The sequence below is a fragment of the Bacillus vallismortis genome, from assembly GCF_040784915.1.
Taxonomy (GTDB): domain Bacteria; phylum Bacillota; class Bacilli; order Bacillales; family Bacillaceae; genus Bacillus; species Bacillus subtilis_G.
Genome location: NZ_CP160797.1, coordinates 1,060,903 through 1,084,955, shown reverse-complemented (window position 1 = coordinate 1,084,955; position 24,053 = coordinate 1,060,903). Strand labels below are relative to the sequence as shown.

At 43.4% G+C, this 24,053-nt stretch carries 19 protein-coding genes and 1 pseudogene; 8 read left to right on the top strand and 12 right to left on the bottom strand.

Annotated elements, in window-relative coordinates; translation table 11 throughout:
• Positions 1-2: 2 nt before the first annotated feature.
• Both ABZM97_RS05365 and loaP read right to left on the bottom strand, forming a co-directional pair.
• A complete protein-coding gene (locus ABZM97_RS05365; protein WP_202328508.1) occupies positions 3-1,385 on the bottom strand; it encodes a hemolysin family protein in 1,383 nt (460 codons plus the stop codon).
• A gap of 196 nt (positions 1,386-1,581) precedes the next feature.
• The gene (gene loaP / locus ABZM97_RS05360; RefSeq protein WP_087991210.1) at positions 1,582-2,124 is read right to left on the bottom strand and encodes an antiterminator LoaP; all 543 of its coding nucleotides are present in this window, start codon (positions 2,122-2,124) and stop codon (positions 1,582-1,584) included.
• Between the two features lie 972 nt (positions 2,125-3,096).
• Here loaP and ABZM97_RS05355 point away from each other — a divergent pair.
• Positions 3,097-4,515: a PLP-dependent aminotransferase family protein gene (locus ABZM97_RS05355; protein ID WP_087991209.1), complete on the top strand. Its 1,419-nt coding sequence runs from the start codon at positions 3,097-3,099 to the stop codon at positions 4,513-4,515.
• Between the two features lie 142 nt (positions 4,516-4,657).
• Here ABZM97_RS05355 and ABZM97_RS05350 read toward each other — a convergent pair whose 3' ends face one another.
• Positions 4,658-5,839, bottom strand: a complete 1,182-nt coding sequence (locus tag ABZM97_RS05350; RefSeq protein ID WP_087991208.1) for a pyridoxal phosphate-dependent aminotransferase — start codon at positions 5,837-5,839, stop codon at positions 4,658-4,660.
• Between the two features lie 36 nt (positions 5,840-5,875).
• Positions 5,876-8,110, bottom strand: coding sequence for an ACP S-malonyltransferase (gene fabD, locus ABZM97_RS05345; RefSeq protein WP_087991207.1), 2,235 nt, complete (start codon positions 8,108-8,110; stop codon positions 5,876-5,878).
• An 856-nt stretch (positions 8,111-8,966) separates the two neighbouring features.
• On the opposite strand from fabD, the gene cueR reads away from it, so the two are divergent.
• The 3 genes from cueR to ABZM97_RS05330 all read left to right on the top strand — a co-directional run bounded on the left by cueR (position 8,967) and on the right by ABZM97_RS05330 (position 11,834).
• On the top strand, positions 8,967-9,398 hold the full coding sequence (cueR, locus tag ABZM97_RS05340; RefSeq protein WP_087991297.1) for a Cu(I)-responsive transcriptional regulator: 432 nt from the start codon (positions 8,967-8,969) through the stop codon (positions 9,396-9,398).
• A 59-nt stretch (positions 9,399-9,457) separates the two neighbouring features.
• Positions 9,458-10,792 carry a hemolysin family protein gene (locus tag ABZM97_RS05335; protein ID WP_087991206.1) on the top strand — a complete coding sequence of 445 codons (1,335 nt, stop codon included), beginning with the start codon at positions 9,458-9,460 and terminating at the stop codon, positions 10,790-10,792.
• Between the two features lie 142 nt (positions 10,793-10,934).
• The gene (locus ABZM97_RS05330; RefSeq protein ID WP_367387483.1) at positions 10,935-11,834 is read left to right on the top strand and encodes an NAD-dependent epimerase/dehydratase family protein; all 900 of its coding nucleotides are present in this window, start codon (positions 10,935-10,937) and stop codon (positions 11,832-11,834) included.
• 20 nt (positions 11,835-11,854) lie between these two features.
• On the opposite strand, the gene ABZM97_RS05325 is transcribed toward ABZM97_RS05330, so the two are convergent.
• The 3 genes from ABZM97_RS05325 to ABZM97_RS05315 all read right to left on the bottom strand — a co-directional run bounded on the left by ABZM97_RS05325 (position 11,855) and on the right by ABZM97_RS05315 (position 14,811).
• A complete protein-coding gene (locus tag ABZM97_RS05325) occupies positions 11,855-12,982 on the bottom strand; it encodes an FAD-binding oxidoreductase (protein WP_202328511.1) in 1,128 nt (375 codons plus the stop codon).
• A gap of 101 nt (positions 12,983-13,083) precedes the next feature.
• Positions 13,084-13,683, bottom strand: coding sequence for a 1-acylglycerol-3-phosphate O-acyltransferase (locus tag ABZM97_RS05320; protein ID WP_087991203.1), 600 nt, complete (start codon positions 13,681-13,683; stop codon positions 13,084-13,086).
• 132 nt (positions 13,684-13,815) lie between these two features.
• Positions 13,816-14,811, bottom strand: a complete 996-nt coding sequence (locus ABZM97_RS05315; protein WP_202328512.1) for an aldo/keto reductase — start codon at positions 14,809-14,811, stop codon at positions 13,816-13,818.
• Positions 14,812-15,005: 194 nt separating this feature from the next.
• Between ABZM97_RS05315 and sigM the strand changes: the two genes are divergently transcribed.
• Genes sigM through ABZM97_RS05300 form a run of 3 tightly spaced genes read left to right on the top strand, consistent with a single transcriptional unit; the run spans position 15,006 to position 16,841 of the window.
• The gene (gene sigM / locus ABZM97_RS05310; RefSeq protein ID WP_087991201.1) at positions 15,006-15,497 is read left to right on the top strand and encodes an RNA polymerase sigma factor SigM; all 492 of its coding nucleotides are present in this window, start codon (positions 15,006-15,008) and stop codon (positions 15,495-15,497) included.
• Positions 15,487-16,563 (top strand): anti-sigma factor, encoded by a 1,077-nt coding sequence (locus ABZM97_RS05305; protein ID WP_367387291.1) that lies wholly within the window; start codon positions 15,487-15,489, stop codon positions 16,561-16,563. Before sigM ends, ABZM97_RS05305 begins: the two co-directional genes overlap by 11 nt.
• Positions 16,551-16,841: an anti-sigma factor gene (locus tag ABZM97_RS05300; protein WP_087991199.1), complete on the top strand. Its 291-nt coding sequence runs from the start codon at positions 16,551-16,553 to the stop codon at positions 16,839-16,841. The genes ABZM97_RS05305 and ABZM97_RS05300 overlap by 13 nt, the downstream gene beginning before the upstream one ends.
• A gap of 31 nt (positions 16,842-16,872) precedes the next feature.
• Here ABZM97_RS05300 and ABZM97_RS05295 read toward each other — a convergent pair whose 3' ends face one another.
• Entirely contained in the window at positions 16,873-17,301 is a 429-nt protein-coding gene (locus ABZM97_RS05295) for a GNAT family N-acetyltransferase (RefSeq protein WP_087991198.1), read from the bottom strand.
• 109 nt (positions 17,302-17,410) lie between these two features.
• On the opposite strand from ABZM97_RS05295, the pseudogene ABZM97_RS05290 reads away from it, so the two are divergent.
• Positions 17,411-18,811: pseudogene (locus tag ABZM97_RS05290) on the top strand (PLP-dependent aminotransferase family protein).
• Between the two features lie 35 nt (positions 18,812-18,846).
• On the opposite strand, the gene ABZM97_RS05285 reads toward ABZM97_RS05290, so the two are convergent.
• The 4 genes from ABZM97_RS05285 to citA form a co-directional block, all read right to left on the bottom strand.
• Positions 18,847-20,202, bottom strand: a complete 1,356-nt coding sequence (locus ABZM97_RS05285; protein ID WP_087991196.1) for a sodium-dependent transporter — start codon at positions 20,200-20,202, stop codon at positions 18,847-18,849.
• Between the two features lie 120 nt (positions 20,203-20,322).
• Positions 20,323-21,720, bottom strand: coding sequence for a branched-chain amino acid transporter BcaP (bcaP, locus tag ABZM97_RS05280; RefSeq protein ID WP_087991195.1), 1,398 nt, complete (start codon positions 21,718-21,720; stop codon positions 20,323-20,325).
• Between the two features lie 254 nt (positions 21,721-21,974).
• Positions 21,975-22,844 (bottom strand): SDR family oxidoreductase, encoded by an 870-nt coding sequence (locus ABZM97_RS05275; protein WP_202328514.1) that lies wholly within the window; start codon positions 22,842-22,844, stop codon positions 21,975-21,977.
• A gap of 78 nt (positions 22,845-22,922) precedes the next feature.
• Entirely contained in the window at positions 22,923-24,023 is a 1,101-nt protein-coding gene (gene citA / locus ABZM97_RS05270) for a citrate synthase CitA (protein WP_087991193.1), read from the bottom strand.
• Positions 24,024-24,053 lie beyond the last annotated feature (30 nt).

The window sequence follows — 24,053 nt, the reverse complement described above, 5'->3', positions numbered from 1 at the left end:
GCTTATTTCTCGCTCAAGGTCGCATTGTTCAGCATCACAGGCTCGGGCATCGGCAGCGTGTGGTGCGCGGTAACCCCGGTTGTGCTTGCTGCTTCTTTTATCTCGATTTGCTTGATTAATCGGCCGTCCATCTTCAGCACCTTTATCGTGTATGAACCGATGCGGATGGATTCACCAGCCTCAATATCGATGTTTTCTTTTAATATCAGCCCGCCGATCGTATCGACGTCTTCTTGAATCGCTGCACCAAGAAGGCTGTTCACCTGATCGATCCGAACCTTTCCATCCATGACATAATGGCGATCGCCAAGATGTTGGATCAGCGGCTGTTCATCCTCATCAAATTCATCTCTGATCTCGCCGACAATTTCCTCAAGAATATCCTCTGTCGTCACAAGTCCCGATGTTCCACCGTATTCATCAGACAATATGGCCATATGAATGCGTTCGCGCTGCATTTTAATCAGCAAGTCATGAACCGGGATGGTTTCAATCACTTCGATTACCGGCCGCACATACGGATGGATCGTCATCTTCATTCGTTCCTCTTCTGTCATAAACAACAAATCAGAAAACAAATGCTTCGTATTGACCAAACCGATGACACTGTCTTTGTCCCCGTCTGTCACAGGCCAGCGTGTGTATTTATCCTTCAGCATGACTTCAAGCATCTCGGCCATCGTCATCTCTGTTGACACAGCCGCCATTTCCTTTCGCGGTATCATAATTTCTTTGCCGATCCGATTATCAAATTCAAAAATCTTATTTACATATTTATATTCAGACGGATTAATCTCTCCGTTTTTTAAACTCTCAGACAACAGCATTCTGAGTTCTTCCTCAGAATGGGAACCATCATGTTCTGACGCAGGCTTTAAACCGAACAAGCCGCATAAAATCCGCGCAGATCCATTGAGGATCCAAATAAACGGAAACAGGAGCAAATAAAATAAACGCAATGGACCCGCTATCAGCAAGGTCAGCTGTTCTGCCTTTTGGATCGCGACCGTTTTCGGGGCCAGTTCACCTACTACAACGTGCAGAAACGTGATCAGGCCGTACGCGACCGCAAAAGAGATCGCATGAGAAACCGATTCCGGCAGGCCGAGCGGTTCAAACAATGGATGCAGAAGCCGTTCAAATGCCGGCTCCCCCAGCACGCCAAGTCCGATCGATGTCAATGTAATGCCCAGCTGGGATGCGGATAAATATTCATCCAAATCTGTTATGACACGCTTTGCGAGTATCGCCCGTTTGTTTCCTTCTGTTATAAGCTGATCAATTCTGGATCTCCTTACTCTAACAATCGCAAACTCGCTTGCAACGAAAAACGCGGTTAAAGCAATGAGCACACCAATTAAAATCAGACTGTCAATATCGTCCATTTAACCTTATCCCCTCATGAAAGGATAAGGAGTCACCTCCTGATATAATCATTTTTCCTTAACATTGAGGTACGCGGTGTATTGTTGCCTAAGCAGAGGGCCCCATCATACCACCTCCAAGTCAAAGTTTGATTATAAATTGTATATTTTATTGTAACACAACTCATTCCAAAAATGATTTTTAATTTTTAGACTTTTAGGAGCGGACGGAATCATTAACGCTCAGTTCAATCCCGAGTTCTACCGTTTGTTCTTTACCGAGCAAATTTAGCTGGACTTTTGCTCTTTTTTTGCGTTTATCAATTTTTTTAATGGTGCCTTCCAGCCCGTGAAGAGGTCCTGAGACCACATAAACTTTGGATTCCTCTATTTTAATCTTCGAATAGCTGATAATGTCGCCTTTTTCTATCAATTTAAATAAAACGCTCATTTCCTCTTCTCTTATCTGACAATAATATTCCCCGGCTTCTTTAGTGTAACAGCTGCCATTATTTACGAATCGATAGAAGTCAGGAATTGAACGCATTTTATGTAACATGTTGCCATTCATCCTTGTTTTGATAAGTACGTAGCCCGGAAATAATGTTTTCATGACATGGTAAATTTTACCTTTTCTTCGTTCGGGCACAACCCTTCTCGGGACCATTGAATAAAGTATATCCGCATCAAAATACATGCTCAAATACTTTTGGACAATTTCTTCTTTTCCGCTTTCAACAAAGATTGCATACCAGTTCATTTGATATTATCCTCCAAGTAAAATAGAAATATCTCATTTTAATGTCGGCGCCATCTCTTTGATCGGCAAAACAGCAGCTGCTCGATTACTGTGCACAGTATCTGGATTTAATCTGTCCCAATCTAGATGCGCAGCCTTGTTTTTTAACAAATTTTCACTGAGGTACCAGACATGGATTCGTTTTCAAGCAGATTTTAATTCAATTGTTCCGCCTTTATACCATCGGGGAGGGAGAATGCATAAAACAAAATTCGTCTGCGATGGTATAACACAAAGCCAATGTTTTTTTATTTTTCCGTTAAGCGGCGGCGTGTGCTTCTGATCCCTCGATCTAAGCTTTAAGATCCTCCTGATCACACAGTGCTGCCAGCGCCAGCTTTTGCCTGAGCCAGTTTACGTATATTATCATTACCCTCATCAATTTCTGGATAAGTTCTTTATCAGCAAAACAGCGGCCAGAACGGGCACCACAAAGTGAAAAAGTATTGGAACTGTTCACACCACTATCACATTGTCATAGCTTAAATCAAAGGTATCTCTGATGTATTTGAAACTGCAAAATCCTTATAAACTTCATCTATGAAGACGAGTCCGGAGAACATACGGGCCAGTCTTTCTGCTTCTGAGGATGGCTGCAGGAGCACTGTCGGAGCATTCGATGTCGGATATAATCGCATGTTCTCTTCTCAGTACTTCCCTGACTAAAACTGGATGTGGATATGAATTTTTACTCAGATTCAGCTTGATGGCGCTACCTTTTATGGGCTGGCTTGCAGATACATACGGGGTCATCAGTTTGATATGAGGCAAAGTGACAGACATGTCTTACAACCCTTAACTATTAAAATCTAGCAATTATATACATAAGTTTGAAAAAATGTTATGATTACCGTATCAAAATTTCAGAAAATGTTAAATGGTCAGTTTTTGCTTACTTTTGGATGTCAGTTTATTAATAAAGGAGTACTATCAGTGATTGAACTCATGCCGCTACTGAATGAAAAATCGAATATCCCTTTGTACATACAACTGTACCAATACATACGCGAGGAAATCATATCGGGGAGAATCAAACAGGATACTAGGCTTCCATCAATCAGAAATCTATCAGTATATTTAAAAATCAGCAGAACGCCTATCGCTGATGCCTATGAACTATTGCTAGAAGAGGGATACATCAGAAGCAAGCCTAGAAGCGGTTTTTACGCTGTTTCACCGGAAAACATATCGGATTTGCAAACTGAAGCTTCCAGAGAACCCAAAGAAGAGAACCCCAAAAATCAAATTGCGAGTTTCGACTTTCATTATGACCATGTCGATCTCTATCATTTCCCTTTTAAAAAATGGAAAAAATGGAGTAGTTTATGTTTAACGTCTGAAAATCTTCATCTGCTCCAAAAAAACGCAGACTTGCAGGGTGAATATGGCTTACGAAAGGAAGTTGCTTCATACTTGCATCAAGTACGGGGGGTGTGCTGTTCACCAGATCAAATTATAATCAGTGCAGGAACCTATCATTCACTTCAGCTTTTGTTTCATCTACTGAAGGATGATGTCAAAATAGTAGGTACTGAAGAAGCTGTGAACATTGGAGTAAAAGCAATATTCGAACAATACTCATCCTTCAGCTACCGCTCAATAACTCTGGAGTCTGATGGCATCAGTATGGAAGATTTATACAATAGTCAGGCTCAAGCCGTTTATGTAACCCCCTCTCATCAATTTCCTTTTGGTATGACGTTTTCGATTAAAAAGCGAATGGAGTTGCTGCAGTGGGCTTATGAAAAAAACGCTTACATAATCGAAAATGACTATGACAGCGAATTCCGTTTTAAAGGACGTCCGCTCCCGGCGCTCCAAAGTCTAGATAAGCATGATAGGGTGATTTATACCGGTACTTTCTCAAGGATTTTGTCACCTTCTTTCAGAATCAGTTATCTCATCCTACCCCGCTCTTTGTTTCACCGCTTTCAGCAGCAGACACACAGCTATAATCAGATTGTGTCCCCTATATTGCAAAAGACACTCCAATTGTTTATGGAATCAAATGATTTTGCAAGGCACATGCGGAAAATGCGACATTTATACCAAAAGAAACATGATATTTTAGTTGATGCGGTAAATTATTTCTTTCAGGATCAAGCAGACATTTCCGGGCAGGGGTCAGGCTTACATATTTTGTTGAAAGTAAAGAATGGTATGACTGAAAATGAACTGATTCTTGCCGCGAAAAAAGAGGGCATCAACGTGTACCCATCATCCATTTATCATCTGGAACCGTCAACGGCATCACCCGCTGCCGTTCTGCTAGGATTTGGTGCATTATCTGAAGAAACGATAAAGCACGGTATAAAAAAGCTGGCAAAGGCTTGGAGAATCAAACAAATATAAAAAGCTAACAGCACACACTGTTAGCTTTCTAGCTAGCTTATTCATGTGTTGGATATCTTCTTCAAATCTCATCAGCCAGTTATATCGAGGAAACAAAGATATGACAGGCGCGCTCCCTTTAAGGCTCCACTTGCTTCACTCTTTACACAAAATCTTTATATAAGGCAATAAAGATATCCCGTGAGTTTTTAATCTGTTCTATCGGCACACTGAAGGATAAACGGAAGTGCCCTTTCATTCCAAAGCCGCTGCTCGGCACGATTAATAATTTGTATTTTTGGGCGGCATGCACGCAAAATGCGACTTCATCTTCAATTGGCGATTTCGGAAATATGAAAAAACCGCCCTTCGGCATTTCAAATTCAAAACCTGCTTCTTTTAAAATGCCGACCATTAAATCCCTGCGCTCTTTATAAGCGCTTGCGTCTACTCTTAAATCATCCATTCTTGCCACAGCCCGCTGCACCATGACAGGCGCATTCACAAATCCAAGCGTTCGATTACAGAACACAAAAGCGTTGATCAAAAGGGCGGCATCCGGCATCTTGCTGTCTAATCCGATATACCCGAGCCGCTCTCCGGCTATGCCGAGATCCTTACTGAATGAGCTCGCCAAAATCACACGATGATACGATTGAAACGGATTTGCCAGCTCTTCATCATAGATTAATTGACTGTACGGTTCATCAAAAAGCACATAAATCGTCTGTCCGCTCTTCTCTTCTATTTCTTTTAATAAAGCGCCTAAATCATCTATATTTTTCTGGCTGAGAACAGTGCCTGTCGGGTTATGAGGTGTATTGAGGATCAGCCCTTTCGTCTTTGAGGTAATCGATTGTCTCACCGCCTCAATATCAATCTCAAACCGGGACGTCAACGGGCAGCTTACAGCTTTTCCCCCGTAGTTCTCAATATACAATTTATACTCGGCAAAATAAGGTGCGAGAATAATAACCTCTTCACCCGGGTTTACGATACTTTTTAACGCGACATTCAATGCACCGCCTGCGCCTACCGTCATGACGACGCGTTCCGCCGAGAACTCGGCTTCAAAACGGGCCCCCAAAAATTGCGCTACTTTTTCTCTTGCTGCCGGAAGCCCTTGATTTTGTATGTATCCGTGATTGCCTTTGGCAGCTTCCTCTATTAATGCTCTCTTAAAAGCTTCAGGCGGTTCAACAACCGGATTTCCGATTGAAAAATCAAATACCTGGTCATCCCCGAACTCTTTCTTCAGCCTTGCGCCTTCATCAAACAGCTTGCGGATCCATGATCCTTTATTTAAGTTTTCTTCAATTTCCCGGGATAACCCAGCCAATTTCATCTGTCCCTTCCGCACTTAAAAACTAAAATTCTATCTTTAATTGACCATCGCGAGATAACGCTGATTCAATAAATCGGCAGTTTCCGTTATTAATTTTTTTCCAATTTTATGGACGTGGCGGTTTCTCCAATTTTCCAGTTCTGATCCTTTGACCCATTGGTTAAAAGCGCCGAGAGCAGGACCACAGTGAATCTGATAGTTTACTTTTTGCTCTTCATCCCCAATTAGTGCAAGCCGCGTTGCGTTTCCGAAATACCATTTAAAGATAAGTGCCATTTTGTATTTTGGCTGACGTTCCGCTCTTTCTATCTCATGCGGAGACCTATATTTTTTTATGTCTGCATAAACTTCTTTAAATGTCCGGTGAAAATATTTATCTTCTACCATTTTTCTCGTTTTTTCATCTATTTCATCTATTGATTTATAATTCCGATACAAGTCATAAAGCTTATTAGCTCTGACAGGAAAAAATAATCCTTTTTTGAGTACTTGGACTTTGGCCCCGATTTCAAACATATCTCCAGCTGGAGCATAATCGGTATCTTGTACATTCGCGAGCTGAAGCAAATCCTTTACGGCATCGCTTGTCCCGGCTTCCACAGTACACTGGTTAATGGAGCCTGTCACAATATAATCAGCGCCGAGCATAAATGCAGCAGCAGCCGCTTCTGGCGTTCCAACCCCCCCCGCTGAGCCGATTCGTACTTTTTTGGGATAGCGGTATTCAGCATGAATCTTATCCCGCAACTTAATCATAGCTGGCATGAGAGCGTACGCAGAACCATTGTCCGTATGTCCGCCTGAATCAGCCTCAACAGTTATATTATCAGCCATCGGAATTTCTCTCATTAATTCGGCCTGTTCCTGAGAGATTTTCCCCTCTCTAGTTAATTGCTCTAATAAATGATTCGGGGCAGGTCGCAGGAAAACTTCTGCCACCTCAGGCCGAGAGACCTTCGCAAAAATCCGGTTTTTCGCTTCAACCTTTCCATTCTGATTTCGTTTGGCACCCCGAGCCCTATACATCACGAGCGGAGCGGTTAAGCTGATATAGGCGGCTGCTTCAATAATGTTTATCCCATACTGCAAATACAATTTTATCCTTTCTTCCTCTATATAAGGCTTATCCGGACTGCACAGTAAGTTCATGCCGAAAGATTCAGCATTTGTCAGTTCGCGTTGGATACATTGAATGGCTCGTTCAATTGATTCAATTTTCATGCCTCCCGTTCCATAAAACCCAAGCATCCCCGCTTTTCCGACTTGTACCACCATTTGTTCCGACGCAATCCCTTTATACATAGAACCTGTCACATATGCATATTGTAAGCCGTATTCTTCTTTAAATGCATTGCTGCCAAGAGCCTTCGGTGTAATCTTTGTGACGGGCTCAGACTGTTCTTTCCTATGATTCAGCTGAAGAGGCTCTGCTTCTTTTTGAATTTTTTGCGTCAGCTTCGTGAGCACATTACCTGGACCCACTTCCTCAATGGACTGCACCCCAATTGCTGACAAGTACCTTATGCTGTCTGTCCATTTGACTTGATGGGTAATTTGCATGGTAATATTCTTTTTGATGTCATCTCGGACATAAGGCATTCCTTCAACATTTGAAATAACAGGAATTTTTGGAGTCTTTAGTTGTATGCCTTCTAGAAAGTCGGAAAACTCTCTTTTCGCATCCGCCATATAACGGGAATGAAATGCTCCGCTTACCTTTAACGGGATAAAAGCAGCTGCGCCTGCTTTTTCAAAAATAGGCTGCGCCTGCAGGATATCCGATTCCAAACCAGAAATCACAATTTGTGTCGGTGAATTGTCATTAGCAATATCAACCGGCAGGCTATTTTCTTTTAATAGGTGCTTAATCTTTTGGACAGAAAAACCGATGACCGCAGCCATACCTCCGTTAACGGCATTGCCCATCAGTTCTCCTCTTTTTTTGACAAGCCGCAATCCAGTTTCAAAATCAAATACACCTGCGGCAAACAAAGCGTTATACTCGCCAAGGCTATGTCCAGCCACAAAATCAGGCATTTTTCCTGTTTTATTGACCTTGTTTAAATAGCATAATGCATTCACAACAAAAAGGGCCGGCTGAGTATATTCAGTTTGTTTTAGTTTTTGGTTTTCGTCATGTAAACATAAATTCTTAATTGAATATCCCAAAATATTATCTGATAGTTTTGTCAGGTTTGAAAACTCATCAAATAGGTTGCTGCCCATTCCCTTATATTGAGAGCCTTGACCCGGAAAAACATATGCTTTCAATCTCTTGTCTTCCTTTCTGTTTTGTAATAAGTCTGATTATTCTACAGCAGAGCAAGACCAATATTTCTTTTGGCGAAATTATCCGAAGACCATAAAAGATTAATTTCGACATATATATATGTAAACCATTAATTACTCTCAATCGACAGTCAATGATTTCATCTGCGAAGCGGACATGAGGCTGGTCACAGACAGCTTGATAAAAGGCGAACTTAACTCCTGTAATATATTCCCAAGAGAATTACTAAAGAAGCATTTGCAAAGGGCTGCCAAACCGCCAAAACCGCAAATTCCAAGCCGCACCATCGCTGAACTCTCTTCTCTCCTTATCGTCCAGCTCAGTAAACAGAATTGCAAATCTATATCCATCTGATAGTACGAGAGCCTTGATTAGAAACCTAAATAAATACAGTGCGGTCATTCAGCATTTATTCCTTTATGTGCAAAGGATTAAAATCGGAATATTCAGAAAAATAAAAACAACATAATCAAATATACAGCTATAAAAAATTGTATATCATAAAGTTCGCAAGATCAATGCTAAGCACGCCAGGATATTAATCTGGTGAAATCTTGTGAGATTGTTTCCATTTCCCTTGATCTCTGCTTATGTTCCCTATGTTCCACCATCGTGCCGCAACATCGAATGGCTTCCCTTATTTCTTTTTCAGTTTCGTTCTGTATCACACTTGATTATGCAAAATATGTATCATTTAGTCAATGCTTTTATATGATATTTTCAAAAAACACACTAAATTTATATTCTTGCCTAAATTAGCTTCGCGAACTCATCAAAAACAATAAACTTGTGCAAGACACCCTTCATATATTAAACTATTCTCATAACTATAACGTGATGGTTGGGAGGGATATAGATGGGGCTGAGACTTATCGCATCAGTGAACTAGCAAAACTTGCCGGAGTAACGAAACGAACAGTTGATTATTATACGAATATCGGTCTGCTTACGCCGGCCAGATCCTGTTCAAATTACCGTTACTACGATGAAAATGCACTTAAACGACTCATATTTATTGTAGATTGCAAGAAGCAGCGATTGGCCCTGTCCGATATTAAAGATCGACTGGAGAACCAGTTTCCCTCTTCAGCTAAACTTGATGATGAAATTGGTAAACTGGCATTAGAAATTGATCATATGAATCAAAATATCTCCGGAATCTTGCATCGGTTTGAACGGCTGAAGCCCGAGGATCGTGACAAGCTGAAAAACAAGCTCCCACCCGATAAGCTCGCCGTGTTCCAATCATTTATGCTGCTGTTAAGTTAAAACCATTTTATCTAACAGGAGGTGTTACCTTCATTCTCATTCTAGAGTGAAGGTTCTAATTGGACATAGTGAATTTGATTTTAGTTGCTGTTTTAATCGCCCTGACGGCATTTTTCGTGGCCTCTGAGTTTGCCATTATCAGAATCAGAGGCTCACGAATCGATCAGCTGATCGCGGAAGGAAATAAAGCAGCAATAGCCGCAAAAAAAGTGACTACGCATCTTGATGAATATTTATCTGCGTGTCAGCTCGGAATTACATTGACTTCCATTGGATTAGGGGTTTTAGGCGAGTCCACAATTGAAAGGCTGCTTCACCCGCTTTTCATACAATTGAATGTGCCAGGTTCCCTTTCACATGTCATATCGTTTATTTTTGCGTATGCCATTATCACGTTCCTGCACGTTGTTGTTGGAGAACTTGCGCCTAAGACAGTCGCCATCCAAAAGGCGGAAGCAGTGTCTATGCTGTTTGCGAAACCGCTGATTTGGTTTTACCGCATCATGTTCCCGTTCATTTGGCTTTTGAACAATTCCGCTCGGTTATTGACAAAAGCATTTGGCCTGGAGACCGTTTCAGAAAACGAACTGGCTCACTCTGAAGAAGAGTTGCGAATCATTCTGTCTGAAAGCTATAAAAGCGGTGAAATTAACCAGTCAGAGTTTAAATATGTGAATAAAATCTTTGAATTTGACGACAGGCTGGCGAAAGAAATTATGATTCCGCGGACTGAAATTGTCAGCCTTCCGCATGATATCAAGATTTCTGAAATGATGGACATCATTCAGATCGAAAAATATACCCGCTATCCTGTAGAAGAGGGCGATAAAGATAACATTATCGGGGTTATTAATATTAAAGAAGTGCTGACCGCCTGCATCAGCGGCGAGGTATCTGTTGATTCCACCATTTCTCAATTCGTCAACCCGATCATTCATGTCATTGAATCCGCGCCGATCCAAGACCTGCTTGTCAAAATGCAAAAAGACAGAGTCCACATGGCCATCCTGTCTGATGAATACGGCGGTACGGCCGGGCTTGTGACGGTTGAAGACATCATCGAAGAAATTGTCGGCGAAATCCGCGATGAATTTGATATTGATGAAATTAACGAAATCCGCAAAATCGGCGAAGGCCATTATATTCTTGACGGAAAAGTGTTAATCGATCAAGTAAACGACCTGTTCGGCATTCATTTAGAGAACGAAGAAGTCGATACGATCGGCGGCTGGTTCCTTACCCAAAAATACGATGTTGAAAAAGATGATTCTATCATCGAAGAAGGCTGCGAATTTATCATTAACGAAATCGACGGCCACCACGTCGCTTATATTGAAGTCAAAAAACTCGCGGCAGAAGAGCTGGTTGAAGCTGGAGAACCGAAAGAAGCATAATATAAAAAGACACCTTTTATTGAGGTGTCTTTTTTATTATGTTTTGTTTCTAACCTCCCTATTCTTTTATAAAAACTGAATCCTCGGGAATTCTAATCAGGGAACTGGATCTCATTTAAAAACAAGAAAAAGGAGTGAAATGATGAAAGTAGTGGTAACTGGAGCAGCAGGTAAAATAGGACGGTGGGCCGTAAGAACAATATTGGAGGCCGGCCACGATGTAACAGCATCAGATAGAGTATTAACAGAGGAATCAGCATCAAAAACATTTATCCAAGCCGATTTGCGGGATTACGGCCAAGTATGCCAGCTTATTATGGGCTGTGATGCTGTGGTCCATCTTGGGAATATTCCGACCGATGTCAGAAATCCCTCCCAGGCGATATTTGAAAATAATATGCTTGTTAACTTCAATATTTTGGAGGCTTGTAAAGATTTTAAAGTGCGTAAGCTTGTATGGGCTTCGAGCGAGACGGTGCTGGGATATCCGTTTGTGCCGAAAGAGCTCAGCTACCTTCCTGTAGACGAAGAGCATCCGACAATCGTAAAATCGTCTTACGCAATGGCAAAGCGTCTGACCGAGATCCTTTCAGATATGTTTTCAAAGCTGATGAATACACAAATTGTCACCCTCCGCTTTGCAAATATATATGAACCTGATGAGTATGAAAAAATTCCAGGCATGCATTGGAACGAAAAGCAAAAGGATATCCAAAAGAAAAATGCATGGGCGTATTGCGATGTGAGAGACGCTGCGCACGCTTGCCTGCTTGCAATCGAAAAAAACAATATCGGCAATGAGCTCTTCCACATTACGGCGCCGGATACCATCATGAAAGAACCGAGTGAAGACTTGGTAAAGCGGTTTTTCCCGGAAGTCTCTTTAAAGCGGGATATAAAAGGATATGAAACACTGATGGCGATTGATAAAGCGAAAAAGATCCTCGGTTATGAACCCCGTTATACATGGCGTTCTGTATTAAACAATGACGGCTCACTCAAAGCACTGCCAGAGGACCAGCTTTCATTATCCAAAATATAAAACAAAAAAGCAGCGGATGTTCATTGAACTTCTGCTGCATTTTTTATATCATATTCTTCTAAATCGATGTCTACGTCCATTTTAAGAGCCAGCTTCGCCAGCTGTTGCCCCATATAAGGTCCCATTGTCAAACCGGACGATCCAAGGCCATTTGCCGCTATGATCCCGTCCCAGCCGGGAAGAGGTCCGATCACCGGCACATCACCCGGTGTAATCGGTCGTAAACCGACTCTTGCTTCTTGAAAGGTGCTGTTTGCTAAACCAGGAGCCATTTCCAATCCTTTGTTCAACAATTCCTGCAGCCCGCCTGCCGTGATCCGTTCATCACGGCCTTCTATATCATCTTCACGAGTCGCTCCGATGGCCATTCTCTTGTCAGCATAAGCTAACAGATATTCCTTAGAAGGCGGCATGACAGCAGGCCAGCTGTCCATATTGTTTGCGTCAGGAACCTGTACATATATGATCTGCGCTTTTTGCACGCTTACTTTAAAGCGAATGCCTAAAGGCGCCAGCAATTGGTCTGCCCATACACCGGCACAAACAATCACCTTGTCAGCAGAATAACATTCATCACCGACGGTTACTCCTGTCACTCGTTTCGAATGATATTGGAGCTTGGCATCGCCTGTTAAATAAACGGCGCCCATTCTATGAGCAGCACGCAATAATGCATCTCTCAGCATCTCGCCATCCACTCGGGCGGCTCCGCTTATATGAATTGAATGGTACCGTTTAGCCAGCAATGGAAACATGCCGGCGGTTTTGAATTCAGATAGAAAAGAAATGTCTCCGATTTCCGGGGCGTCTTGTTTGCGTTCTTGCACCCGTTTTTCAATCTTTTCAATCTTTTCTTTCTCGTGATGAATACTAAGAGCACCAACCGGAGCATAACCCGTTTCTATCTCGCCTGCTTTTCTAAGCTCCTCTATGAAACAAGGGTAAAAGTGCGCTCCTGCCTTTGCCAGCTTGTACCACGCCTGATTTCGCCTCGGTGACAGCCATGGACAAATAATGCCTTTCGCTGCATGGGTGGCCTGTCCCTTATCTTTCCGATCTATGACAAGAACCTCAGCCCCCATTTTGGCTAACTGATACGCTGTTGACGCTCCTAGAATTCCAGCCCCTACTACGATAATTTTCATCATTTTCCGTAACCTTTCCCAATAATTAATTCCTTATATAGTATAGCTAATTGCCAAGGAACTTATAAACAATCGGGAAATCGGGGAATGCGGGCACTGGTGGATTATAGCTGTTCCAGCTTGTTTTCAAGCTCTTTAATACTGTTATTTAAAGCCTCTGTCATGGCTGCAAGTCTTTCTTTTGACGGCAGGTGGGCAAAATCAGCCTGCTGAAGCGGCTCACCGATAATGAGCTTCATTTTTCCTTTTTTGAATAATCCCTTTCCGCTTGAAGGTCCTTTATATGCAGCGGGAACGAGCGGCGCTTTCCCCATTTGCGCAATTGTCACCGCGCCTCTTTTTAAAGGCACGTCCTCAGAGGTCCTTGTTCCGCTCGGGAAGATACCGACGATCTCTCCTTCTTTCAGCAGCTTAATCGGGGTTTTAATACTGCTTGGTCCGGGATTTTCACGATCTACCGGAAAGGCATTGATTTTCTTCAAGAACGAACCGATCCATTTATTTTGAAAAAGCTCTTTTTTCGCCATGTAGTGTATTTGATAAGGAAGAATCCCGACTCCGAGTGTGATCACATCAACCCAGCCGGAGTGTGTACACGCGATGACAAAACCTGAATCGGCCGGAAGGTTTTCTTTGTTATACACCTTCACTCCTCCGCGAAGAGAAAGAATAACTTTTAAAGCATTTGCACAAAACTTATACATATCGCACTTCCTTTGTCGTAATCAATGATTCTTTCTGCTTCTATTATAACAACATTTTTTATTACCTGGTACTAATTTTTAAGATTTCTCTGGTTAAAACGCCAAAAAGCTGAGGATCGCCCTCAGCTTTTGTTAGATTTCCTCCCTGGTCGGGGGTGCCATAAACTCGGGCCCGACCGGGTCTGAAATCGTATTTTTCAATATGGTATTGATGTCTTTATGATCTTCACTGCTCAGCGTCCAGTCTGTAATCTTCGATACCGCATCAACCTGCTCAGGCTTTCTCGCCCCCCAAAGAGCGATATCCGCTCCCGGCTGATCTAAGATCCATCTGACGGCCAAGTGAATCACTGATTTTCCATAACGTGTCTGCGCCAGCTCATCCAACTGATGAACAGCAGAAAGATACTCTTTAAAACGGGGCTGCTGGAATTTTGGATCATGATTTCGCAGATCGTCGCCCTCAAACGTGTACTCTTCGGTCATTTTACCTGTTAGCAGCCCTCTGCATAAACTGCCGTATAATATCGTTGTAATCTGTTTGTCTTTCGCATATGGAAGAACATTCTCTTCAATTTCTCTTTCAAACAAATTATATGGAGGCTGAATCGTTTGAAGCGGTGCAATGGCGCGAAATGTATCCAATTGTTCAACTGAAAAGTTACTGACGCCAATCGCCCTGATTTTGCCGGCATCATATAATTCCTTCATGACTTCCGCCGTTTCTTCAATTGGCACAAGCGGATCGGGCCAATGCACCTGATAAAGATCAATATAATCCGTTTGCAGCCGTTTCAAAGAAGCCTCGACTTCCTCTATGATTCTCGCTCTATTCGCATGGCGGAAGAGCTGGTTGTTCTTCCAGTCCACAGCCGTTTTCGTTGCGAGAATCACCTGATCTCTTTTGCCGTGCTCCTTGATCGCCTTCCCGACGGTTTCCTCGGACTGCCCGAAGCCGTAGGCCGGAGCGGTGTCAATCAGTGTGATCCCCTCATCAAGAGCGGCGCGGATGGTTTTGATTGATTGTTTCTCGTCAGTGCCTCCCCACATGGTTCCGCCAATCGCCCATGTGCCCAGGCCGATTCTGGAGGCTTTTATTTCGGTGTCTGCTATACTGGTATATTCCATTGTGCCACTCCTTCTTTTTTCACTCTCTTTTCCCCACTGGAAAAAATGTTAAACATTTCTCGGTACTATCTTTCGCGGCCATTTTTAGGTACTATATAGGAATGGTGTTTGATGAGGTATAAAAAGCCGTTTGCATGTAATGTGCAACTTTAAACCTTTCTTATGCGTGTATAACATAGAGGGGAGAAAAGGCAGTGACGATCGATGAAATTTATCAAATGTACATGAATGATGTTTACAGGTTCCTGCTCTCCATGACAAAAGACAAGCATCTTGCCGAGGACTTGCTGCAGGAAACCTTTATGCGGGCATACATACACATTCACTCCTATGATCACAGCAAAGTAAAGCCCTGGCTTTTTCAAGTGGCGCGAAACGCCTTCATTGATTACGTCAGAAAGCATAAGAAAGAAGTAACCATTTCTGATGACTTAATCGGAAGCCTCTTTCAAAGTGCTGTTCAGAGCCCTGCTCATCAGGTAGAGATAAAGGAAGTGCTGACTGGTTATATGTCCGAGCTCCCCGATAATTATCGGGAGGCCTTAACGCTATATTATTTAAAAGAGCTAAATTACAAAGAAGCATCGCATATTATGAATATTTCAGAGGCGAATTTTAAAAGTGTTTTATTTCGCGCCAGACAGCGGCTGAAAGCACTTTATAATAGAGGTGTTAATGATGAATGAAGAATTTAAAAAGCGTTTTGATCAATATAAAAATGGGGAAATGAGCGACCGGGAAATGACCGCATTTGAGGAAGAACTAGAGAAGCTCGAAGTGTATCAGGAACTGATTGATAGCGAGCTAGAGGACGATAACGATTGGGATGTCAGCATCAGTCCAGAAAAACAAAAAGCGATTTTAGCCTATGGGAAACGCAAGTCTTATTTACGAATTTCTGTCCTTGCCGTTATTTCGACCTTGATGATTTTGCCGCTTTGCACGCTGGGAAGCTACCTTTATTACGGAATGGGAGGAAAACAAAGCACCGGCAATGAGTTTATGGAAACCGCCGCAGTCACTGTAGCCCTGACCATGCCAAATGTTCTTGTCGATACATCCGGACTGAAAAGCCAAGTGAAGTTATTTGGCATGAATACCGAATTCCCGCTGCAAAAGCAGATCGGTACGAAGACAGTCGCAGTGGGGAATGAACGAGTTGAAATGTTTTATAATAAAGTGAAAGCGCCTGTCGTTAACTACTATGATTTAGAAGTGCATAAAACCGGCCATTACTTTACACACCCATCAAATGCGTCTGAACAATCCACTGCAAAAGCTGACCAAACGTTAAAGACATTGCCCGAAGGAACGGTTTCCGAGGTCTACCTTTCATATGACCGTGCATACCCGACAAAAGAAATATATAACAAATTCAAAGGGTATGATGTGAGCTTTTTGTGGAATGCAATTGAAACAGAGAACAACAACAATGAGAAAGTATACGCAGAGCCGCTTGGCTATCCCGGGAAAGATTCAAAGTTCTTGGCTGCGCTTAATACAAAAGGCAAGTCAAATGGCGATCATTTTATCAACGCCTTGACATTCATGTCCAAGCACGAAAAATGGGCGCAGGTTATTTCAAAACGAAAAGACCTGAATGTGGTTAAACGATTGGATTATGTAGAGAAAAACGGTGTCAATGTATACGGCTCGGTCGTTACAGGCCCAACCAAGGAAATCCAGAGCATGCTGAAAAACAAATCTGTAAAATCAGCGAATGTCGGCGAGGTGGAATTATGGAACTGGTAAGAATTTTTAAAGAACACAATGTATTCGGCTGGATTTCAGTCGGGACAGCAATTCTGTCCCTGCTCTTGCTGAATTTGGCGATTATCAGCAATGTCACAATTTATTCCTATCAAATGCTTCCGTTCGCCATGGCCGCCGTTCCGTTTGGCATTATTGAACTCTTCATCAAGAGAGGGCGCACCGGGCCAGGCCTGCTCGGTGTCATCCTGAATCTATTTGTGATTATTTGTGTGTATACCATTGTATCTGTAGATACTAATTTACAGTTTGGCTTTTAAAAGAAGACGCCTGAAGGGGCGTCTTTTTTGATTACAGCGGCTTTCTAAACAAGTAGCTTTCTATCGTAAAACCCATTTTGTCTATATAAAATCGGTGTGCGTCTTTACGCTGAAGGCCAGATGAAAGACTGACAAAGCCAAGTCCGGCTTTTCTTGCCCAGTCTGCGGCATAATCCAAAAGTAATTTGCCGTATCCCTTTGATCGGCAAGGCGCGGTTGTCACAAGATCCGCAATCCACAAATGCTCTCCCTTGTGAATGGAAACCCTCGGCAGCGCGCCGCACAGCGCCCTGATTGCCGTATCCTCATATAAGGCAAACAGCATATACGATTCTTGCTGCACACAGGCGTCAAGCCTTTGTAAATACGTTTCTTCATCCAGTTCTGTTCTCAATTCACTCATAACCGGATACGATTCAGCCCATTCTTCTTTCGTAGTTAACTGTTTCATATGAATCATCTTCTCAATCCCCTTTCCTTTCGTTACAATGATCATAGCTAATAAATGGCATTTACCAAATAGCCAATATCAAAAAACATGACCATGCCAGATATAAAGGAGACTCGAGATGGATATCACGCCGTTTCTTGATAAAAAAAGCAAAACACCGCTGTATGAGCAGCTTTATATCTTTTTCAAACAAGAAATTTCACACGCGAGAATTACGAAAGGAACAAAACTTCCGTCAAAACGCAGGCTCTCTGTCTTGCTCGGTGTCAGTACAGCAACAATTGAACATGCTTACGAGCAATTAACTGCTGAGGGCTATGTCAAAAGCAAACCAAAAATCGGCTGGTTCGCGGCGGGAGTAGAAGCAGATTCCCAGCGGCTCCTGACTATTTTCAGCAGTCTGTGCAACAGGTCTTGCCTGAAGAGAACGCACCTGTTATTGACTTTCATCAAGGCAATGTCGATCCGGCCCGCTTCCCCTTTAACGCATGGAGAAAAAGCATCGTAAAAAGTCTGGACCGCTATTCCGGCCACACCTCTGGAGACCCTCAAGGAGAGCCTGAACTCAGGCGCATGATTACCCGTTTCGTCAGGCTGTCAAGGGGTGTCATTTGCGAGCCCGGCCAGATCATGATTGGTGCAGGAACGACCGTGCTTCTGCAAATTCTTTGTCTTACGCTTAAGCACGGCACAAAAATCGGGTTTGAAGAACCGGGTTTTCATCGTTCAAGAAGATTATTTGAAGCAAATCGCATGCATGTCATTCCGATTTATTCTGATGAAGAAGGCGTCCTGCCGGGTGAGCTTAAAGCGCAGAATCCATCTCTCGTGTATACGACTCCTTCGCATCAGTTTCCGCTCGGGAGCATTATGACGATAACCCGAAGACAAGAGCTTCTGGCATGGGCAAAGGAAGCAAACTCGTTCATTATAGAAGATGATTACGATGGGGAATTTCGCTACAGCGGCCAGCCCATTCCGTCTTTGCAGGGTCTTGATCCAAATGGCAGAGTCATATATCTCGGCACTTTTTCAAAGTCACTGCTGCCTTCCTTGCGGCTCAGCTACATGATCTTGCCCCCTGCACTCATGGAATCGGTCAGAAAAAACGCTCACTTAATGAAACAAACGGTCTCTTCCCACTCTCAAATGGCACTGGCAGACTTCATCGAAAGCGGAGAGTGGCAAAAGCATGTAAACAGAATGAGAGCCTTATACCGAAAAAAACACGCTGTCCTGTTAGAAGCCATACGGTCTGAACTAGGGAACAGCGTTGAGGTTCTCGGAAAAAATTCCGGTCTTCATATCCTCCTGCGGCTTTTGTTTCCGGCAAGTGAAGAAGAAGCGATTAGTGCTGCTGCCGACAATGGCGTAACCATCTATCCCGTATCTCCCTCTTATAAAGGACAGCCGCCATTTGTTTCTGTTTTAATCGGTTATGGCGGTTTGTCAGAAGGACATCAGGCACGGGATCCAAAAACTGAAAACGGCATGGGCACCGTTGATATCGTCTTATTAAATAAGAAAACAGGCCCCGGAAACGGAGCCTGTTGTTTAAAATGATAAAATCCCGATTAAATTTAAGAATACGATAATAATGGCCAGCGGTACGATAAAACGAAGCAAATAAAACCATGTATAAAAGAATGCTTTACCTGCATTTGATCCGTTTCTCATTTCTGCTAAAAGCTCGTGCTTCGAAATTTTGAGCGGGATAAAAAGAGAAATTAACAAAGCGCCTAATGGCATCAAAACATTGCTGACAGTAAAATCGGCAATATCAAAAAACGTTTTACCGAATATGTTCACATCGCTCAATACGCCATAAGACAAGCAACAAGGGATTCCGACCAAAAAGATCAACAGCCCGCTTGTCCATGACAATTTTTTTCTCTTCTTTTCGTCCCCTTTTCCGATTGTGGCGACAATAATTTCAACCATCGAAAACGCTGAGGTTAAGGCTGCAAATAAAAACGCAACGAGAAAGCCGATAAAAAACAACGTGCCGAACGGAAGCTGTTCAAAAACGGCCGGAAGCACTGTAAACAGCAATGTCGGACCTTCATTTGGCTGAAAACCGAATGAAAAAACCGCCGGAAAAATGGCCAGGCCCGCCAAGAGTGTCACAATGATATTCATCACGACAATGGAGGCTGCCGAACGAGGGACATTTTGCGTTTTCGGCAAATAAGAGCTGTAAGTCACCATCACCGAAACCCCCAGTGTTAACGTAAAGAAGGCCTGTCCCAGCGCGAATAATATAGATTCCGGAGTCAAATTACCGAAATGAGGCACAAGCAAAAATTTTACGCCTTCCATCGCACCATCAAGCGTGAGTGACCGAAGAACGAGCAGAATAAACAATAAAAACAAAATCGGCATGATCACCGCGCTGACCCGTTCAATCCCTTTTTGAACCCCTCTGGCGACGACCAAGACAGTCAGCACCATAAAAACAAACTGAGCCGCGAGCGTCTGCATCGGATTTTGAATAATAGAAGCAAACAGGGTTCCAAACTGTTCTTGAGAAAGCCCGGAAAGTGAACCAGATGCTGTTTTCACGATATACAGCAAAATCCACCCTCCGATTACACTGTAAAACGACAGCACTAAGAAACATGCGGCTACACCGACCCATCCCGTGAGAAACCAAGCAGTTCGCGGCGCTTCTTTTTTATATGCATCAATGGCATTCGTCTGGTTCCGTCTTCCAAAAATAAACTCTCCCACTAAAAGCGGATAGCCTAAGAGAATGGTAAATAACACGAAGATAAGAAAAAAGGCGCCTCCCCCATTGGTCCCTGCTACATAAGGGAACTTCCAAATCGCGCCCAAGCCGATAGCCGAGCCGGCGGCTGCCATGACGAAACCGATTTTCGAAGCCCATTGGACTGGTTTTTGCTCAGACAATAAACGTCACTTCCTTTCCACCCTATATTATCTCTTATTTTTGTCTTCATTTCTATAGATTCATTTACCAAGAACACAAAAGAGAGAGCGTCCTGAATGACCGCTCTCTTAACCACAAGATTATTGATTTAATTTTGAATGCTTTCTTGAATACAAGAAATAGATTGCCAATCCGATTAACAGCCACACAAGGAAGCGGACAATCGTCACCCATCCAAGATTTAAAATTAAGAACAGACAGAACAGAATCGCCAGACCCGGGATCACTGGAACCCCCGGACATGTAAAGGCTCTCGGTAGATCAGGCTGTTTCTTTCTCAAAACGATCACTGCCACAGAGATAAGCACAAACGCTGACAGTGTTCCGATGTTTACCAGTTTTGCAAGTTCATCCAGTGGAACAAGTGAGCCGAGGAGCGCCGACATTGTGCCGAAAAACCAAGTGGCCACATAAGGTGTTTTGTGCTTTGGATGGACCTTAGAAAGTGAGCCCGGCACCAGTCCGTCACGCGACATAGCAAACATGACGCGTGTCTGCCCATAAAGCATCACGAGCATAACTGTTGTCATCCCCAAAACAGCGCCAATATCAATGATGCCTGCCACCCAATTTTGCCCGGCGCTTTGGAGAACAAGAGAAACCGGATGATCCACGCCCGCAAACTGTGCAAACGGGATAACCCCTGTCATGATGGCTGATACAGTGACATATAAAATCGTGCAAACCAATAAAGAGAATATTATGCCTTTAGGCAGATCCTTCGCAGGATTTTTTGTCTCTTCCGCAGCAGAGGATACAGCGTCAAATCCGATAAAAGCAAAAAATACGAGCGCCGCTGCGCTGAATACGCCGCCAAAGCCCATCGGCATAAACGGCTGCCAGTTATGCGGCTTCACATAAACGGCTGCCACCGCGATAAACAGCAAAACAACCAGCACTTTCAAGATCACCATGATGTTGTTGACTCTTTTTGATTCTTTGATGCCTAAATAAAGCAAAAACGTTATCGCCATCACAATCACAAAGGCAGGCAGATTAAAGATGGTAAATGTGCCCTCCACCGCCCCCGGTGCCGCTGTTAAAGCAACCGGAAGATGAATGCCCAGCCCTGATAAAAACGATTGGAAATAACCAGACCAGCCGACTGACACCGCACTTACCGCCAGCATGTACTCTAAAATTAAATCCCACCCGATAATAAAGGCCAAAAGCTCTCCCAATGTCGCATACGTGAATGTATACACCGAACCTGAAACAGGCACACTTGAAGCAAATTCTGCGTAAGACAGGGCGGCGAATAAACAAGCCAGCGCCGCCACAACAAATGAAATGGTCAGCCCGGGACCTGCCGTGACTGCACCTGTTCCCGTCAGCACAAAAATCCCTGTGCCAATAATGGCTCCGATTCCGAGCAATGTTAAATCGAATGCCCCTAATTCTCTTTTTAAAGATTTTTCACCGCTCGTCGCAGCGATTAAATCCTGAATGCTTTTCTTCCTAAATACGCTCCCTTTCATTCCCCTTCAACTCCTAGACTAATTATCTATTTATATATATTTTATTTGAATTTTCTGAATTCCATGAGCGATAATGGTCAATTTTCTTTTTTTTTACTCTATTTGTACCGGTGAGCGAATCATTCCTTTCTCCTAACAATATTATATATAAAATCACAAAAATGAAAACCTAATTGTCAGAAAAGTCGACAAATTCTTATCTTGAAATATCTCCTCACATAAAAAAACCAGCGATCACGCTGGTTTTTCGTTGATTATGTTGAAATAAAACGGCCGCCATTTACATGAATGGTCTGCCCTGTCATATAGGACGATTCGTCAGACGCCAGCAGGACATATGCACCTGCATGCTCAACCGGCTGCCCCGGTCTTCCCATTGGCGTGTCCAAGCCGTGCTGTTTCACTTTTTCTTCCGGGAATGTCGCCGGAATAAGCGGCGTCCAAATCGGACCAGGCGCCACCGCATTCACTCTGATGCCTTTATCCGCAAGCGACATCGCCATGGATCGCGTAAAGGAAACAATCGCACCCTTTGTGCTGGAGTAATCAATTAATGCCGTATCCCCTTCATAAGCGGTAATCGATGTCGTATTAATGATGGCACTTCCCTCTTTAAAGTGAGGCAAAGCTTTCTTCGTCATATGAAACATGGAAAAAATGTTTGTGCGAAATGTCTTTTCCAGCTGTTCTGTTGAAATATTGAGAATACTGTCCTGCGGATGCTGTTCAGCAGCGTTGTTCACCAAGATATCAAGTTGGCCAAAGTGATCCGCTGTTTGCTGCACAGCTTGTTCACAATGATTCTCGTCCCCAACATCTCCCGGGATAAGCAGGCAGCGGACATTTTCCTTTTCGATTCGTTTACGCGTTTCCTCTGCGTCAGAATGCTCATCTAAGTAAAGAATGGATACATCAGCCCCTTCTTTAGCAAACGCAATAGCTGCTGCTCTCCCTATGCCGCTGTCGCCCCCGGTAATGATGGCAACTTTCCCTTTCAGCTTTCCGCTTCCTTGATAATCCTCGTCCTCTGACAGAGGCAGCGGATTCATTTCTGACTCAATGCCCGGCTGTCTGTCCTGATGCTGCGGCTCTTGCCCTTCTGTTTGTCTGTCCATTGGGTTCATATTCATCACTCCTAGACATGTGGTTGATACTGAACGTTACCACGCCATAGAAGCGAATAAACGGCAAAATATGTTTTGTTATGAAAGAACTTCTTCAGGAATGGTGCCTGTATATTTCGCTGACGGACGGAAAATCATATTGTTTTCTGCTTGTTCCAGCACATGGGCGCACCACCCTACCATTCGGCTTGCTGAAAAGGTTGGTGTAAACAATTCATCGTCAAAGTCGATGGCCTTCATCACAGCAGCCGCATAAAACTCAACATTTGTATACAGCTTGCGTCCTGGTTTATAGATTTCAAGCAAACGAATTGCCTCTGCTTCTACATGCAGCGCAAGATCAAGATCGCGGTCATTGCCGGCCACTTCTTCTGCTTTCTGTCTCAAAGCTTCTGCCCGCGGGTCCCTCGTCTTGTACACCCTGTGCCCGAATCCCATCAGGCGCTCTCCTTGTTCCAGTTTTTCTTTCAGGTATGCTTCAGCATGTTCTTTTTCTCCAATGTCTTCAAGCATTTTTGTCACCGCTGAGGGAGCCCCTCCGTGCAGCGGGCCTTTCATCGTGCCGAGAGCGGTAGTGACGGCTGACACTAAATCACTCTCTGTAGATAATGTGACCCGTGCAGAAAAAGTGGATGCGTTCATGCCGTGCTCCATGGCCAGAATCATATAGGTTTCAAGCGCTTTCTTTTTTGCCTCTGAAGGCTGTTCACCTGTGAGCATATAATAGTAGTTTTCGACATGTCCGTACTGGGAAGATGGTGTAATTGCTTGTTCACCGCGCGCCCATCGTTTTCTATACGCAATGATGGAAGGCGTGATGGCAATCAGCCGAATTGCTTCTTCTGTTTTCGGATAGAACGTGTACGCATTTTCCCCCAATGCTGAAACAACCGTTCTCAGCACCGACATGTCGTCCATGTTGTTTGGCAGTGACTGAATCAATCGTTCGATGTGTTCCGGCAGATGCCGCTCAGCAGTCAGCTTATCTTCAAATGTCTGTAATTCCTCCGATGAAGGCAGCTTTCCAAATAAGATCAAATAAGCGGCTTCTTCAAAGCTGTGATTCAGTGCGATGTCTTTTGCATGGTGGCCTCTGTAAATCAGGCGGCCTTTTTCACCGTCAATATGGCTGATGGATGTTTCCACACATGTAATTCCCTTTAATCCGTAATGTACCATTTGTATTCCCCCTATCCTTTTCTGTTATTA

What these genes read in the sequence shown, in the direction of transcription:
- loaP (WP_087991210.1), bottom strand. Translation starts at nt 2,124, where the DNA reads ATGAACTGGTATGCAATCTTTGTTGAAAGCGGAAAAGAAGAAATTGTC.
- ABZM97_RS05325 (WP_202328511.1), bottom strand. Translation starts at nt 12,982, where the DNA reads ATGATGAAAATTATCGTAGTAGGGGCTGGAATTCTAGGAGCGTCAACA.
- ABZM97_RS05295 (WP_087991198.1), bottom strand. Translation starts at nt 17,301, where the DNA reads ATGATTCATATGAAACAGTTAACTACGAAAGAAGAATGGGCTGAATCG.
- ABZM97_RS05320 (WP_087991203.1), bottom strand. Translation starts at nt 13,683, where the DNA reads ATGTATAAGTTTTGTGCAAATGCTTTAAAAGTTATTCTTTCTCTTCGC.
- ABZM97_RS05365 (WP_202328508.1), bottom strand. Translation starts at nt 1,385, where the DNA reads ATGGACGATATTGACAGTCTGATTTTAATTGGTGTGCTCATTGCTTTA.
- cueR (WP_087991297.1), top strand. Translation starts at nt 8,967, where the DNA reads ATGGTTGGGAGGGATATAGATGGGGCTGAGACTTATCGCATCAGTGAA.
- ABZM97_RS05315 (WP_202328512.1), bottom strand. Translation starts at nt 14,811, where the DNA reads ATGGAATATACCAGTATAGCAGACACCGAAATAAAAGCCTCCAGAATC.
- ABZM97_RS05275 (WP_202328514.1), bottom strand. Translation starts at nt 22,844, where the DNA reads ATGAACCCAATGGACAGACAAACAGAAGGGCAAGAGCCGCAGCATCAG.
- ABZM97_RS05300 (WP_087991199.1), top strand. Translation starts at nt 16,551, where the DNA reads ATGGAACTGGTAAGAATTTTTAAAGAACACAATGTATTCGGCTGGATT.
- ABZM97_RS05305 (WP_367387291.1), top strand. Translation starts at nt 15,487, where the DNA reads ATGATGAATGAAGAATTTAAAAAGCGTTTTGATCAATATAAAAATGGG.
- ABZM97_RS05330 (WP_367387483.1), top strand. Translation starts at nt 10,935, where the DNA reads ATGAAAGTAGTGGTAACTGGAGCAGCAGGTAAAATAGGACGGTGGGCC.
- ABZM97_RS05350 (WP_087991208.1), bottom strand. Translation starts at nt 5,839, where the DNA reads ATGAAATTGGCTGGGTTATCCCGGGAAATTGAAGAAAACTTAAATAAA.
- bcaP (WP_087991195.1), bottom strand. Translation starts at nt 21,720, where the DNA reads ATGAAAGGGAGCGTATTTAGGAAGAAAAGCATTCAGGATTTAATCGCT.
- citA (WP_087991193.1), bottom strand. Translation starts at nt 24,023, where the DNA reads ATGGTACATTACGGATTAAAGGGAATTACATGTGTGGAAACATCCATC.